This is a genomic window from Rhizobium sp. YTU87027 (genome assembly GCF_050644135.1).
Taxonomy (GTDB): Bacteria; Pseudomonadota; Alphaproteobacteria; order Rhizobiales; family Rhizobiaceae; genus Rhizobium.
Window position 1 is genome coordinate 268,483 of the sequence record NZ_CP098442.1, and the last position, 15,681, is coordinate 284,163.

The following is a 15,681-nucleotide window of genomic DNA, read 5'->3' on the forward strand; positions in this document are numbered from 1 at the left end:
AGGGGGAGTGATGAACTCCAAGATCAGCTATCTGAACGAAATTGAACGCTGCGTTTCCTGGCTTGCCGCCTGGACGATCCACCACGCCAACCATATCCGCGAAGCAGACGAGGTGAAGGTTGGCGGGCACCAGGCTTCGTCAGCGTCGCTTAGCACCATCATGACCGCGCTCTACTGCTCGGCGCTTCGTCCTGAGGATCGGGTCGCGGTCAAACCCCATGCAGCACCGATATTTCATGCTCTCCAATATCTGGCAGGGAACCAGACCCGGGAGAAGCTCGAAAACTTTCGAGGTTTCAAGGGCGCACAGAGCTATCCATCACGGACCAAGGATGTCGATGACGTCGACTTCTCCACCGGCTCGGTCGGTCTCGGTGTGGCGCAGACGCTGTTTTCTTCATTGGTTCAGGACTATGTCTCGGCACACGGCTGGATGAACGACCGGCCTGAAGGACGCATGGTCAGCTTGATCGGCGATGCCGAGATGGACGAAGGCAATATCTATGAGGCCCTGATTGAGGGTTGGAAACACGGCCTGAGAAACTGCTGGTGGGTCGTCGACTACAATCGCCAGTCGCTGGACGCTGTGGTCCGCGAAGGCCTCTGGGAGCGGTTCGAACAGATATTCAGAAACTTCGGCTGGGACGTCGTTATCCTACGCCATGGCTCTTTGCAAGAAGCCGCGTTTGCCGAGCCCGGCGGGGACAAGCTGCGGCAATGGATCGAGGCGTGCCCGAACCAGCTCTATTCCGCTCTGACCTTCCAGGGTGGCGCGGCATGGCGCAAACGGTTGCTGGACGAGATCGGTGATCAGGGGCCTGTGACTGCCTTGATAGAGCGACGTTCCGATGCGCAACTGCAAGTGCTTATGGGCAATCTCGGAGGACATGATCTGCCGAGCCTGCTCGAAGCCTTTGGACAAGCTTCGCAGCACGACCGCCCGGTCTGCTTCATCTGCTATACGATAAAGGGATATGGCTTGCCGCTTGCAGGCCACAAGGATAACCACGCCGGTCAGATGACCCCGACGCAAATCGAGGGCTTCCGCCAGCAGATGGGCGTAAAGCAGGGACAGGAATGGGAGAAATGGGCGGCGGCTACACTGCCGGCTGGTGAGCTCGAATCCTTCCTTGCTCAAGTATCGTTCTTCAGCGAGGGCCGCCGCAGACTGTCTTCGCCGGCGATCCCGATTCCTCCTACGCTTCCCTCCCCTGGGCAGCCAGGCAAACTGCTTTCAACCCAGATGGGCTTTGGCCAGATTCTGAACGATATCGCGCGTGACGACACGCTGCTCGCCGAGCGCATCGTCACGACCTCTCCGGACGTGACTGTGTCAACCAACCTCGGCCCCTGGGTCAATCGGCGCGGGTTGTTTGCCCGTGAGGGCATGTCCGACCTCTTCAAGGCGGAGCGGATTCCGTCGACCTACAACTGGGAGTTCGGTCCTAAAGGCCAGCATCTCGAACTGGGGATTGCCGAATCCAACCTGATGATCATGCTTGGTGCGCTCGGCCTTTCCCATTCGATCAACGGCGCCCGGCTCCTGCCCATCGGCACTGTCTATGATCCGTTCATCTACCGCTCGGCCGACCAGTTGAACTACGCCTGTTACCAGGATGCGCGCTTCCTGCTGGTCGCAACACCGTCCGGCGTGACGCTTGCTCCGGAAGGCGGCGCGCACCAGTCGATCGGCACGCCACTGATAGGTATGGCACAGGACGGGCTGTGCTCGTTCGAGCCTGCCTTCGTCGACGAGCTTTCGGTCATCATGCGCTTTGCCTTCGACTACATGCAGCGCGACGGCGAAGGTGACCCCGATGAAACAACGTGGTTGCGCGATCAGACCGGTGGATCCGTTTATCTCCGCCTGTCGACGCGCCCGCTCGAGCAGCCAGCACGCCAAATGGCGCCTGATCTGGAGCAAGACATTATCAATGGTGGCTACTGGTTGCGTCGGCCAGGTCCCAACGCCAGTGTGATCATTGCCTATCAGGGAGTCATCGCGCCCGAGGCGATCGCCGCAACAGGTCTGCTCGCCGAAGATCGACGGGACGTTGGATTGTTGGCGATCACCTCAGCGGACCGGCTCAATGCCGGCTGGCAAGCTGCTGAACGCGCCCGGCAACGTGGAGCGGTCGGGGCGATGAGCCATATTGAACGCCTGCTGGCGCCTTTGTCACGGGATTGCGGGATCGTCACGGTGATCGATGGCCACCCAGCCACGCTCTCCTGGATTGGGGGGGTCTATGGTCACCGCGTCAAGTCGCTGGGGGTCGAACATTTCGGCCAGACCGGCACAATTGCAGACCTTTATCGGCATCATGGTCTTGATACAAATGCGATCATGCACGCAGCTCAAGCCGTAAGCGGCGGACGGACCGTTCGTTATCTTCAAGCCCTTTCATGAAGCTGAACCGGCTGCTTGGCAACCTTCTGTCTCAGAGACGTCTTGGTCGGGATGGGATCGCCTGCGATTGCTCTTCAATCGCCGTAAGGAATTGTTCATCAGCCAAAGGACCAGATCGTCTGAAGGGAAATAATCAAGCGGCTGTGAAAAGCAGCCACTTGATCGGTCGCCGGTTCGAGAGTTTTGTGTTGTCGGTGATCGGTTCATGCTTCAGAAGCACGCCCGCAACTGCCTCTAGATGGTGTTACGAAACTGCTTCAGCGTGAGCACCGAGCCACCTCTTGTATCCGGCCGCGCGGTCATTGAATTGCGCTCTGTAATCTCTTGGCAAGAGGTTATGTGAAGGCATTATTGGCATGGGCCACAGCAGTTAGTACCATTGACCTGGCCGTATTGTGCAATCAAAACGGGTAATGACGTTCTAACGTCTGTACCGTCATCCAACGCAAATCAGTGAATTCAGCGATGCCTGCCCGTCCGCCGAAACGGCCGATGCCAGATGACTTTACACCGCCGAGTGGCAGCTGCGCCTCGTCGTGAACGGTCGGACCGTTTATATGGCAAATACCGCTTTCGATCCGCAACGCCACCTGCCAGGCCCGTGCAATGTCAGCACCGAAGACAGCAGCCGAGAGGCCGTACTAAGAATCGTTGGCAATCGCAATCGCCTCTTCCACATCGTTCACCCGTAGGATCGGTTTGACTGGCCCAAAACTTTCCTCCCGAAACATACGCATGTCCGGCGTGACATGGTCGATGAGGGTCGCAGGCATCAGCGTCGAATTGCTCTTACCGCCAATAATCACCGTAGCCCCACGGGCGACTGCATCGTGGATTAGCTCGTTGCAGCGCTCCACCGTCGAGTGATTGACCACCGAACCTAGGACGACCGGCCCTCGACGGGGATCGCCCGCAGGCAGCGTCTTCGTCTTCGCCACCAGCTTCTCAACAAAGCCGTCGGCGATCTTCTCGTCGACAATTATCCGCTCCGTGGACATGCAGATCTGGCCCGAGTTCATGAATGCGCCGAAAGCTGCCGCCTGAACCGCAGCATCCACGTCGGCATCGTCGAGAATGATAAGGGGGGCCTTGCCACCGAGCTCAAGCACAACGGGCTTCAGATATTTCGCGCAGGTCAGGGCAACCGCGTGACCGATCTTCGTTGAACCGGTGAAGCTCACCCGCCGCACCGCCGGATCAGCGACCATCGCCTCAAAGATGCGGCTGGCGTCGGCAGGTGCGTTGGTAATGTAATTGACAACCCCAGGAGGCAGTCCACCTTCGGCCATCGCCTCGATGACTAGGCGTGGGTGCGGGGGCACTGCTCCGAACCTTTGAGAACAACAGTATTGCCGCAAGCGAGCGGCGCCGCAATCGCCCGGACAGCGAGGATGACCGGCGCGTTCCAGGGCGCAATGCCCACAGTAACACCTGCAGGCACCCGTACTGCCATCGCCAGCGAACCGCGCACGTCCGAAGGAATGACTTCGCCACCGATCTGGGTCGTCATAGCCGCGGCTTCTTCCAACATGTCAGCTGCGAGATGCACGTTGAAATCGGCCCAGACCTGGGTCGCGCCGATCTCAGCCTTCATCGCATCGGCAAAATCAGTATGCCGAGCGCGGATGCCGGCCGAAGCCTTCATCAGCATGTTGCGCCGCTCGTGAGGTCCGAGCTTGGCCCAACGCGCAAACGCGCTGTGCGCGGCCCTCACTGCAGCGATTGCATCCGCCTCGGTCGCGGCAGGCGCCGTGCTCACTATCTCCCCACTGATGGGGTTACCCCGCTCGAAGACTGCACCGTTCGACGCGCCTCGGAACTGATTGTTGATAAAAAGCCCAGTTTCGAGAACCTCGTCTCGGTCGGGATCTGCAAGTATGCTGCTCATATCGTACTTCTCCCTAGATGCCGTAATGGGCCGGCGTCTCATGAGTAGCCAGTTGGGTGGCTGTCCCTCAGAATGATGATGTTTGGAAACGAGGTCCGAGCGATCGGCCTCAAGCATCATGAGAGGAACAGCCATGGAATATTATGCAGGAATCGACGTCTCGCTGAAAGAGAGCAGCGTGTGCGTGGTCGACGCGACGGGCAAGTTGGTTCGCGAGGTCAAGGTAGGCAGCGAGCCTGAATGCCTGGTCGGGTATTTTGATCAACTGGACTTTCCGGTAGAGCGCATCGGCCTTGAAGCGGGGCCGTTGTCCCAATGGCTACACGCGGCTCTCGTTGCTGCGGGTCATGAGGTGGTTTTGCTGGAAACGCGGCATGTGAAGGCGGCGCTTTCGGCGATGACGGTGAAGACCGACCGCAAGGATGCACGGGGGATCGCGCAACTGCTCCGCATGGGGTGGTATCGTCCGGTCCACGCCAAATCGTCGCCGGCCCAGGACACTCGGGCTCTCCTGGTTGGCCGCAAGCTTCTGCAATCCAAGCTGCTCGACGTCGAGCTCAGCATCCGGGGTATCCTGCGTGGCTATGGATTAAAGGTCGGCGAAGTCAGCCGAGGGCGTTTCGAGGCGCGCATCCGCGAACTGATTGCAGGGCATGCGATATTGTCGATGGTGATTGACGCGATGCTGACGGCGCGAGCAGCGCTGTGGAGCGAATTTACGAAGCTGCACCGCGAGATGCTCAGGATCGCCCGCGCCGACAGAGTTTGCCAACGGCTGATGAGTGCGCCGGGTGTCGGTGCCTTGGTTGCGCTGACCTACCGCTCCGCGGTCGATGATCCAGCCCGGTTCGAAAAGTCCAGCACAGTGGGTGCCTACTTCGGGCTGACGCCGAAGAAATATCAATCCGGCGAAACTGATCGCGATGGCGGTGTCAGCAAGGTCGGCGACGCGATGGTGCGAACCGCATTGTTCGAGTCTGCGCACATAATGCTGACGCGGGCGACGCGCTTTTCCAGTCTAAAGCGCTGGGCGCTCGATGTGGCCAGGCGTCGCGGGATGAAGCGCGCGAAGGTTGCCCTCGCACGCAAACTGGGTGTCGTACTTCACCGCATGTGGATGGATGCGACGGACTTTCGCTGGAGCGCAAACCCTATGGCGGCATGAAGAGAGCTACGTGATTGACGCGGGCAAGTGCAAGGCTTGCGTCTGATGAGGTCCCGTCGCTGGGACGCAGGCTTGGCAAGGTCGTGTGTAGTGCTGTGACCGCTTCGGCGAAGCACGCTTTCTAGATTGACCTGTCGGCTTGTTGATCTGATGGCATAGTGTGGCGGTCTTCGTGCTGACCACGGACAGAAGCATGGCCTCAGCGACGAGATAATCATTCAGAGGGACTTGACGAACAAAGGCCCATTACAGAAGCACTACTTTGGCAGAATTGAATTTGGGGTCATTAGGAACCTGATACGGCAGTGAGGACATCGTTGTGGTGGATAGTGGTTTGAGAGCGCGGCTATGACAGCGCGTCGGATGGCCGGCAGTGTCGGCTTAGGCGGGCCGTGCCTCTTCCTTTTTTTCCCGCTTTGCCTTCTTGAGGCGTTGATGTTGAAGAAAGGCATAGGCAATCATCGTCATCAACGCGTGTCGGTGGAGGCCCTGCCATGATCGGCCTTCAAAGTGATCGAGGCCGAGCTCTTCCTTCATCTGCTGATGGGCCTGCTCGCAGACCCATCGCGCCTTAATGGCCGCCGCGAGCGCTTTTAAGGTCGCCTCGGCCGGTAGATTGGCGAGATAATACTTGCGCTCGTCGTTTGAGCGCCATTCACCAACGAGCCACGCCTCTTCGCCCGGCATATGCTGCTGTCCCTTGTCGAGGATGCGTTGCGGGTTGCCATCAGCAATCCGAATGCGCAGGGCAGCGAAGCGTGCGGTCAGTCGACCTTTTGTGCCGTGACGCCAACTGACCTTCTTCCAGGTGGTTCCTTCCAGGATCATTTCGGCTGCGGTCGAAAGGGTGTCGGGGATTGAATGCTTGCGCGGCCTTCCATGGCCGGCGACAGGAAAGATCAATGCAACATCATGAGGATAAACCTTCTGATGCTTGGGAATACCGACAGCCCAGGTGAGATTGCGTGCACTGAGCCCCTGGCGAAACGCAGCCGACAGACCATAGCCGGCATCCGCAAGCACGGTGCCAAACCGCACGCCTGCGGCCATCCGCCGATCGATCTCGTCGAGCGCGATCTCCGGTTTGGTGCGGGGTAGACGCATCTCCTCGGGAACACCAGCCTTCGCCATCCGATCCTGATCACTGGTCCAACTGTCGGGCAAGAACAATCGTAAGCCCACTGGGACGGGAACCTCGTCGCGGGCCAGCGTCAACGACACCAGCGTCTGGCAATTGGCGCGCTTTGCCGAGCATCGACGCGTACTGCGGCGCGACCCCAACAGAATGGTCGCCTTTCTTCGGTATGAACCGCGCCGGGTTTGCCGGAGGCTCCAACTTCTGAGAAAGTGGAGCCGATATGAGCAAGACAACAAACAAATTTTCACCTGAAGTCCGCGCCCGAGCAGTGCGTGCGTATTCCGACGAAGCCGGCCATCGATTCCGATTTGAAGCCGGCCAGTCATTCCGATTTCATTCCGGCCGGCGTTCCGATTTGAAGGCGGCCATTTCTCGGACTGATCCTGGGTCTGTCTGATGTTTGGATCTGGTTTCGTTTCAGGTCAAGCTTTGGTGTTTTCGGGTGCGACTGGCGAGCGCTGTTTTCGCATGCTTTCGCCGGTGAGATCGATGCGATAGGCGTTGTGAACGAGGCGATCCAGGATGGCATCGGCAAGCGTTGGGTTTGCGATGATTTCGTACCAGCGATCCAGGGGCACCTGACTGGTGATGATCGTCGAGCGCCGCTCGTAGCGGTCTTCGATGATCTCGAGGAGATCGCGCCGCTGATCATCGTTGAGTTTTTCCGGTCCCCAGTCATCAAGGATCAGCAGGTCGGTCTTGGCCAAGGATTTGAGGATCCTGCCGTATCGCCCGTCGCCTCTTGCAAGTGCGAGCGTGGCGAACAGCCGAGGAACCCGGTGATAGGCGACGGAGAAGTCTTCGCGGCATGCTTTGTGACCAAGCGCGCAGGCAAGCCAGCTTTTGCCGACGCCGGCTGGCCCAGTGACGAGGAGACTGTGATGCTTTCTGATCCAGTCGCAGCCGGCAAGCGCCATGAACAGGTTGCGATCGAGGCCGCGAGCGGCCCGAAAGTCGGCATTCTCGATCTGTGCATCATGGCGTAGTTTGGCGGCCCTGGCACGGGCTTCGAAGCGCTTCTGTCGGCGCATGGTGGCCTCCCGTTCGAGCAGTATGGAAAGCCATTCTCCATGCTCAAGACCGCGGGCTTCGGATTGTGCGTCAAGCTCCTGGAAGGCTGTTGCCATGCCGTAAAGGCCGAGTTCGCGCAGCATGTCGATGGTGGGATTGCTCAGCATTGGTTTGTCTCCTCAATGAAAGTAGTCGGGGCCACGCAGATTTGCGTGATCAACGATGGCCGTCGGTTCGGTGGAATGGCGCGCGGCCCTGTGGTTGGCCAGGAGCGAGGCGATGCTCTTGCAGTTCAGACCGCCGATCTCGACAGCGCGAGCTGACACCGCCTCGGCCCGATCTCGCGTGATATCGCGAAACAGGCGCAGAATGCCCAGGCATGTTCGAAAGCCCTGTTCAGGATGCGGACGACTGGCAAGAACAGCAGTGATCAAACCTTCGGTCTGCGGCCCAATGGATGCAGCCCAGCGCCGAAAGCGATCGGGTGTCCACTCGGCATATCGCCGATGGGAACTGGGCATATGATCCGGGTCGGTTCCATGCCGAGTGCCGCCATACCGCCGCTGATGAACGGCGACGCGCTTGCCGCGGTGGAAGATCTCGATGGTGCGTGCCGTCGCTCTCAAATCAACCTGCTGGCGAATGAGGCCATGCGGTACGGAATAGAGGAAGGTCTTGAACTCGACGTGATAATCGGTCGACACGCGGACCAAACGCCATTCGGCGAATTCGTAGTCTTCACCGGGAAGATTGGCGAGCGCGGCGCGCTCGACACTCTCAAACAGCTGCCGGCGACTGACGCCGAGCCGGCGCATGACATGATCATTGATGCGATCGAGTGCCTGGCCAATGGCAGCATTAGCCTCAGCAAGCGAGAAGAACGTGTGATTGCGCAGACGCCCTAAGATGCACGATTGGGCAAAACGGACCCCGTTCTCAACTTTAGATTTGTCCCTGGGCTTTCGTGGCCGTGCTGGAAGAACGCCGACGCCATAGTGAGAAGCCATCATGCCGTAGCTGCGGTTGATCTCGGGATCATAGAAACTGGCGCGACTGACGCCTGACTTCAGATTGTCGGGAACGATCAGCCGGGGAACGCCGTCAAAGAAGCGGAACATCCGGACATGTGAGCCGATCCAGTCCGGCAGTGTTTGCGTCCAGGTCGCCTCCGCATAGGTGAAGCTAGACGCGCCCAGCACCGCCACGAATATCTCCGCTTCGCGGATCTCGCCGGTCTTGCGATCAACGATCGGAATCTTCTTGCCGGAATAGTCGACGAAGACCTTGTCGCCGGCCGCATGCTCCTGGCGCATCGTCGGCGAAAGCCGTTGCTCAAAGCCACGGAAGAGCTCACAAAAGCGACTGTAGCCGTAACCCTCTGGATGCGACCCACGATACTCCTCCCAGAGGATAAGCAGGGTGACGCCGGGCTTCTTGAGCTCGACGGCAAGCTCGGCCCAGTTGGGTTCGACGCGTCGTCTCGTGCCCTGTTTGACGCCATTGCGCGCAAAGAGCTTGTTCTCGAGCGCGTCATCGGTCAGTTCCCCCGGTAGGGGCCAGCTCAACCCAACTGCTGCTGCGCGCTGAAGATTATCCTGCACCGTACTGCGGGCTATTCCCAATACGACGGCGATCTCGCGGGAGCTCGTCCCGCTTCCGGCAAGCCGAAGCATTTGTCTTAATTGTCTCATGGTCAGCCTTCTCTTTGCCGGCATCAAAATGTCCTCGTTCATCGCGAGGTGATTGATGCCAAAGTTGCTGACCCAGGGGGTATCTTCAGTGTCGAAAACTGGCCGGATTTTGATTGGAATGGTGGCCGGCTTCAAATCGGAATGGTGGCCGGTCTTTGGTCGGATTGGCGGCCGGCTTCACGTCGGAATCCGCACAGTGCGGATGGTTTTGGATCACCAAGGGGAATATTCCTCGCGATGGGCGGCGGTTTCCTCGATCGCCGCCAAGATCGGCTGCATGGCGCAGACGCTCAATGAATGGGTGAAGAAGGCGGAAGTGGACGATGGTTCCCGGCCTGGACTCCCAAGCGAAGTCGCCGAGAAGATGAAGGCTCTGGAGCGGGAGAACCGCGAGCTTCGGCAGGCCAATGAGATACTGCGCAAAGCGTCCGCTTATTTCGCGATGGCGGAGCTCGACCGCCCATTGAAGCGATGATCTCCTTTATCGACGAACACCGCTCCGTATTCGGGGTCGAGCCGATCTGCAGGCTGCTGCCGATTGCCCCATCAACCTACTACGAGAACGTTGCCAAACGCCTGGACGTGGACCGGTTATCGGTCCGCGCCCGCAGCGACATTGCCTTGAAGATCGAGATACGCCGTGTGTTCGAGGCGAACTTCCGCGTCTACGGCGTGCGCAAGGTCTGGCGGCAATTGAAGCGGGAGGGCTTCGATATAGCCCGCTGCACCGTCGCCCGGCTCATGCGATCGATGGGACTTCAGGGTATCATCCGGGGCAAGCCGATCCGCACGACGATCCCGGACAAGACGGCTCCGAGCCCGCTCGATCGGGTGAACCGCCAGTTCAAGGCTCCTGCGCCGAACAGGCTCTGGGTTTCGGATTTCACCTATGTGGCCACCTGGCAAGGCTTCGTCTACGTGGCCTTCGTCATCGACGCCTTCGCGCGCCGGATTGTCGGCTGGCGGGTGAGCCGGACGGCGCATGCCGGGTTCGTCCTCGATGCTTTGGAACAGGCGCTTCATGAGCGGCGTCCCGTTCATGGTGGCGGCCTGATTCACCACTCGGACAGGGGCGTTCAATACGTGTCGATTAAGTATTCGGAGCGATTGGCGGAGGCAGGCATCGAGCCTTCCGTCGGAAGCGTCGGCGACTCTTACGACAACGCCCTCGCCGAAACGATCAACGGCCTCTACAAGGCCGAGGTCATCCATCGGCGAGGACCGTGGCGCAGCTTCGAAGCGGTTGAATTCGCCACTCTGGAATGGGTCGACTGGTTCAACCATCGACGGCTTCTGGAGCCCATCGGCAACATTCCCCCCGCCGAAGCCGAGGAGCAGTATTACGCCATGCTGGACGAACCAGCCATGGCTGCATAACTTAAACCAAACAGCCTCCGGCAAACCCGGCGCGGTTCAGTAGACCTGTGTCGTCGATCACCAGAAAAGCATCTGAAGCCCCGACAATCTTGTCGGCCTGCACCGCCAGTTCCGCCTCAAGAGGACCGGCATCCCAAATCCCATCCGAGATGAAATGATGCAGGCGGTCGTAGCGATCAGGTGCCAGACGTTCCGCCATCGGCTCGATACTCTTGCGATCGCCAGGTCCGATGAGGCCCGAAATATAGACCGGGCACATCTGCCGCCGCTTCTTGTGACCAAGCTTCTCGACGAACGGCTTCAGCCAATCTGCCAGCGCAACATCCAGTTCCGACATCTCGCACACCCCTGTGAAAGTGCCCAAGATGGCCCATCATCGTAAATGGCCGGTTAATCTGCCAAAGTAGTGCTTCTGTAATGGGCCTTTGTTCGTCAAGTCCCTCTGAATGATTATCTCGTCGCTGAGGCCATGCTTCTGTCCGTGGTCAGCACGAAGACCGCCACACTATGCCATCAGATCAACAAGCCGACAGGTCAATCTAGAAAGCGTGCTTCGCCGAAGCGGTCACAGCACTACACACGACCTTGCCAAGCCTGCGTCCCAGCGACGGGACCTCATCAGACGCAAGCCTTGCACTTGCCCGCGTCAATCACGTAGCTCTCTTCATGCCGCCATAGGGTTTGCGCTCCAGCGAAAGTCCGTCGCATCCATCCACATGCGGTGAAGTACGACACCCAGTTTGCGTGCGAGGGCAACCTTCGCGCGCTTCATCCCGCGACGCCTGGCCACATCGAGCGCCCAGCGCTTTAGACTGGAAAAGCGCGTCGCCCGCGTCAGCATTATGTGCGCAGACTCGAACAATGCGGTTCGCACCATCGCGTCGCCGACCTTGCTGACACCGACATCGCGATCAGTTTCGCCGGATTGATATTTCTTCGGCGTCAGCCCGAAGTAGGCACCCACTGTGCTGGACTTTTCGAACCGGGCTGGATCATCGACCGCGGAGCGGTAGGTCAGCGCAACCAAGGCACCGACACCCGGCGCACTCATCAGCCGTTGGCAAACTCTGTCGGCGCGGGCGATCCTGAGCATCTCGCGGTGCAGCTTCGTAAATTCGCTCCACAGCGCTGCTCGCGCCGTCAGCATCGCGTCAATCACCATCGACAATATCGCATGCCCTGCAATCAGTTCGCGGATGCGCGCCTCGAAACGCCCTCGGCTGACTTCGCCGACCTTTAATCCATAGCCACGCAGGATACCCCGGATGCTGAGCTCGACGTCGAGCAGCTTGGATTGCAGAAGCTTGCGGCCAACCAGGAGAGCCCGAGTGTCCTGGGCCGGCGACGATTTGGCGTGGACCGGACGATACCACCCCATGCGGAGCAGTTGCGCGATCCCCCGTGCATCCTTGCGGTCGGTCTTCACCGTCATCGCCGAAAGCGCCGCCTTCACATGCCGCGTTTCCAGCAAAACCACCTCATGACCCGCAGCAACGAGAGCCGCGTGTAGCCATTGGGACAACGGCCCCGCTTCAAGGCCGATGCGCTCTACCGGAAAGTCCAGTTGATCAAAATACCCGACCAGGCATTCAGGCTCGCTGCCTACCTTGACCTCGCGAACCAACTTGCCCGTCGCGTCGACCACGCACACGCTGCTCTCTTTCAGCGAGACGTCGATTCCTGCATAATATTCCATGGCTGTTCCTCTCATGATGCTTGAGGCCGATCGCTCGGACCTCGTTTCCAAACATCATCATTCTGAGGGACAGCCACCCAACTGGCTACTCATGAGACGCCGGCCCATTACGGCATCTAGGCCGTCGACTCATAAACTTTGGCACCAGATTCTCGTGGCGACGAGCTTTACGGCAGCGAGGTAGTTTTCGGGGCGCTTGTCGTATCGGGTTGCAATGCCTCGGAACTGTTTGATCCTGTTGAAGAACCGCTCAACGAGGTTGCGCTGCCGATAGACCCAGCGCGAGAATACGAAGGAGCCCTTGCGGTTTGACTTCGGCGGAATGTTGGCCCAGGCCTTTCGCTCGGCCGCCTTGGCCCGAATGACATTGCTGTCATACCCGTTATCGGCCAGTAGGATGTCTCCCTCGCCGAGCTCGTCCGTCAACGCGTCGGCCTCGGTGCAGTCAGCGATCTGCCCGCCGGTCAGGCGGAGGGTGACGGGGCGGCCGTCTGCGTCGACGAGCGCATGGATTTTGCTCGTAAGTCCGCCGCGGGAACGTCCCATGCCGCCATTGTCTCCATCCCCCTTTTTCCCGTGGCCGCATGCTGGTGAACGCGGACACAGGTCGAGTCGATCATGACGATGTCGCCATCGTAAGCCTCCGAAACCGCCTCAAAAAGCCGATCCCAGACCCCGGCTTTCCGCCAGCGGACGAAGCGGTTGTAGCAGGTGGTCGACGGACCGTAGCGCTCTGGGATTTCCGCCCAGGGCGAGCCCGTCCGGAACGGCCAGAGAATGCCATTTAGCACCCGCCGATCATCGACGCGGGGAACGCCGCCGGCCTTGTTGGGCAACAGTGGCGACAGGATCGACCATTCGTGGTCGGTGAGTTCGTAGCGGCGACGCGTCATAGAGGCTCCCTCTTTCGGAAGCCTTGAATCACGACAGCCGGTAAACACCAAGCAATTTTATGAGTTTACGCCCTAGGACTAGCTATAGGCGCAGACATAGATGCTCGCAGTCTGTGAAATCGTCTCTCCGCCATACCGTACCCAACCCCGATGCTGATAGACGGGGTCTCCTTGTCGCTTACCGAGTTCCTGGGCGAGCCCGATGAGAAGGCCATCAGCCCACGGAGCCTACAAGCTTCGCGCCCGTCTGCGGGCCTTTCAAGCGTCTCGTTAAGGTCGTATACGGTGAACATGGCCCGGAGGTACTCTCGCGCGGTGACCGGCATTGGCCACCTAACACGCCCGCAATGTCAGCCCGGCCCCCCTGGCTGGCAACGGCCGCGGCTTGCACAACTCAGGCGGCAAGCCGTTCTTGCAGGTTGTTTAGATAATCTTCTGCGTAGGTTTGCGCCATCGTAATCGGCAGATTGATCCCGGCCGTGGCCGCCTCTTCCAGTGCCTTCTTTACGAGCCCATTGCGAATTGCCAGCTTGACCTCGGGGCCTGCGACCAGGCTGAGCGCCTGCGCTCCAATACTGATGCCAGCTTGTTGCAGCGCCTGCTTCATATTGCCTCCGGTAATGGCTGTACGGAGAAGATTTGCCGCTTGCGCTTCGCACGCAAGAGCCATTGAAGCCGCGTCGGCCACTTGGCCTAAGACAGGAACGAAGCTCAACAAACCCACCGCCGTCGCAGCCCAATCGAGCACCGGCGAGACCACCTTGAGCACATCGCCGACTGCGTGGACAAAGGCTCCTCCGTTTTTTTTGGGCGTTTTGGCATTAGGCTGGTCCGTCCGACCCATCATCATATCTGAGACGGCGTCCTGTTGTGCAGCGGTTTGGGGAGCATGAGCCTTCCACTGCTGAACGGTGCGGTTCGCTGACGACATGCTGTCGCAAAAATGTGCAAAGTCCTTTTTGCTGATGTCACCGGAGTCCACCGTGTGTCCGCCGCCGAAGTCGAAGAACGAATTATGGGTCTTATACCCCGTAATCGTATTGTTTAGCAGACCAAATAATAGAGGATCTGAGAGTAGTTGCGAGGCTGCTTTCTGTACTTTCGGATCACAGCGGTTATCCTCTGCCATGCTCGCGAGCTTGTCACGAGTGAGATCACCACTTCCAAAGAAGGCGTCCTGATTGCCTTTTATCGATTCAATTGTGTCCAGCTCGGTTTGCGTGAGACTCATTGCCGATGAAGCAACCTGCAGAAAATCCTCTTTGTGCACCTGGTCTATCGCACCACCGTATAACTGCTTCCATTCGTCCGGGCGCTCGACGAAGTACTGAGCCGCCGCAATGACCTGAGGCGGACATTTGCCCGTTTTCGCTTCGCCTTCGACGATCCGCTTAAACTCAGCGACACTGAGGTTTTTGGGCAGGTTTTCGGAGTACCGGTAAAGCTCGCGTAACGCATCGTTCCGTGTCATGGCCGATGGATCGGGATTCCCAATGCTGTCGGATGGAATGTAATTCTGCGTATAGCTTTGCGCCTGATTCTCCAGAAATTCAGTAATTTGTGAATGGTGGTCACAGAATGCTGACAAGTCTTGAGCCGTAAATCTGCCGCCGCAGCGGCCATCACCCTGCGAGCCGATAGCATAAAAGAGCTCTGGATCCTCCTGCAATCCCTCGATAGCCGCTTTCAGATCCGGCGGCGTTGAGGGATCATTCGCTTTGTCTCCCAGCGATTCCCACTTGAGCGGACATTGGTCCTTATGACGGTTTAGCACTGCTACAATCTGTAACTCGACTGAGGTGAGCGTCCCGCCGTCCCACTTGATTCTCTCGCTTTTTACGGGCGTCGTTGCGACTGACGAAGATTCGATCGATGAAGTTTCCGGGCGCTGACCCATTGATTCTAGTGCCGCCTTCATATGTGGCGGCAGCAGGTCCAATGGGTGCCGCGTCAATTCCTCCAACGACGACCCGGCTGTCGGCGACAGCGATTCCGACGCATGCTGGCACAACCGTTCCAAAGGCAATGCGAGGCTCCGGAGCGCGAACTGACCGGTCCTTCCTTCAGGCCGGCAAATGGAAAGCATCGCATCGAAGTTCTGCTGAGTCTTACCGAGCGCGGGTACTGAACCATACCAACCCCGTGCCGACTGCGAAAAAACCTTGGCGATATTGTTTGACATTGTGGCTCCTCGGACGAGATTGCAATCCCCTGGGAGATGCAAGATTAGTTCACGAACGTTGGCAAAACCGGGCATTGAAGAGGTCGCTGCATTTTCGCCGCGCCGTGCTTAGTTGCCCCGCCATTTTAGGGCTCTCAGTTCATTCTGGCACTCAATGGCCAGGATTGTTGGAGATCCTGAATTGGATCATGAGCGGTTCAGCTTTCGAGAACCTGACGAATCCATGCGAATTC

Annotated in this window: 9 protein-coding genes, 2 pseudogenes and 1 other annotated feature; of the genes and pseudogenes, 3 read left to right on the forward strand and 8 right to left on the reverse strand. The window is 58.8% G+C overall.

Features of this window, described 5'->3' with window-relative positions; genetic code table 11:
- The first annotated feature begins 10 nt into the window (after positions 1–10).
- The gene (locus NBG89_RS29985; RefSeq protein WP_416068732.1) at positions 11–2,407 is read left to right on the forward strand and encodes a transketolase; all 2,397 of its coding nucleotides are present in this window, start codon (positions 11–13) and stop codon (positions 2,405–2,407) included.
- A 401-nt stretch (positions 2,408–2,808) separates the two neighbouring features.
- On the opposite strand, the pseudogene NBG89_RS29990 reads toward NBG89_RS29985, so the two are convergent.
- A pseudogene (locus tag NBG89_RS29990) lies at positions 2,809–4,295 on the reverse strand (aldehyde dehydrogenase).
- 133 nt (positions 4,296–4,428) lie between these two features.
- On the opposite strand from NBG89_RS29990, the gene NBG89_RS29995 reads away from it, so the two are divergent.
- Positions 4,429–5,460, forward strand: coding sequence for an IS110 family transposase (locus NBG89_RS29995; RefSeq protein WP_099086550.1), 1,032 nt, complete (start codon positions 4,429–4,431; stop codon positions 5,458–5,460).
- A gap of 381 nt (positions 5,461–5,841) precedes the next feature.
- On the opposite strand, the gene NBG89_RS30000 is transcribed toward NBG89_RS29995, so the two are convergent.
- The 3 genes from NBG89_RS30000 to istA all read right to left on the reverse strand — a co-directional run bounded on the left by NBG89_RS30000 (position 5,842) and on the right by istA (position 9,300).
- The gene (locus tag NBG89_RS30000) at positions 5,842–6,741 is read right to left on the reverse strand and encodes an IS701 family transposase (RefSeq protein WP_431324620.1); all 900 of its coding nucleotides are present in this window, start codon (positions 6,739–6,741) and stop codon (positions 5,842–5,844) included.
- Between the two features lie 279 nt (positions 6,742–7,020).
- Positions 7,021–7,776, reverse strand: coding sequence for an IS21-like element helper ATPase IstB (gene istB / locus NBG89_RS30005; protein WP_416068576.1), 756 nt, complete (start codon positions 7,774–7,776; stop codon positions 7,021–7,023).
- A gap of 12 nt (positions 7,777–7,788) precedes the next feature.
- On the reverse strand, positions 7,789–9,300 hold the full coding sequence (gene istA / locus NBG89_RS30010; protein ID WP_416068575.1) for an IS21 family transposase: 1,512 nt from the start codon (positions 9,298–9,300) through the stop codon (positions 7,789–7,791).
- A gap of 202 nt (positions 9,301–9,502) precedes the next feature.
- Here istA and NBG89_RS30015 point away from each other — a divergent pair.
- Positions 9,503–10,677 (forward strand): IS3 family transposase gene (locus NBG89_RS30015; protein ID WP_416068715.1). Its coding sequence is split into 2 segments (ribosomal slippage): positions 9,503–9,743 and positions 9,743–10,677, totalling 1,176 coding nucleotides; the frame shifts between segments, so codons are not numbered across the junction.
- Positions 9,730–9,846 (forward strand) — a sequence feature (AL1L pseudoknot). It overlaps the preceding gene by 117 nt.
- Positions 10,678–10,717: 40 nt before the next feature.
- On the opposite strand, the pseudogene NBG89_RS30020 reads toward NBG89_RS30015, so the two are convergent.
- The 4 genes and pseudogenes from NBG89_RS30020 to NBG89_RS30035 all read right to left on the reverse strand — a co-directional run.
- Positions 10,718–11,014: pseudogene (locus NBG89_RS30020) on the reverse strand (transposase); the annotation flags it as partial.
- A gap of 327 nt (positions 11,015–11,341) precedes the next feature.
- Positions 11,342–12,373 (reverse strand): IS110 family transposase, encoded by a 1,032-nt coding sequence (locus NBG89_RS30025; RefSeq protein WP_431324621.1) that lies wholly within the window; start codon positions 12,371–12,373, stop codon positions 11,342–11,344.
- Positions 12,374–12,502: 129 nt separating this feature from the next.
- A protein-coding gene (locus tag NBG89_RS30030; RefSeq protein ID WP_416068729.1) for an IS5 family transposase occupies positions 12,503–13,266 on the reverse strand; the annotation gives its coding sequence in 2 pieces (ribosomal slippage) (positions 12,503–12,951 and positions 12,951–13,266; 765 coding nt in all).
- A gap of 394 nt (positions 13,267–13,660) precedes the next feature.
- Positions 13,661–15,448: an HrpF/NolX family T3SS translocon protein gene (locus NBG89_RS30035; RefSeq protein WP_416068716.1), complete on the reverse strand. Its 1,788-nt coding sequence runs from the start codon at positions 15,446–15,448 to the stop codon at positions 13,661–13,663.
- Positions 15,449–15,681: the final 233 nt, after the last annotated feature.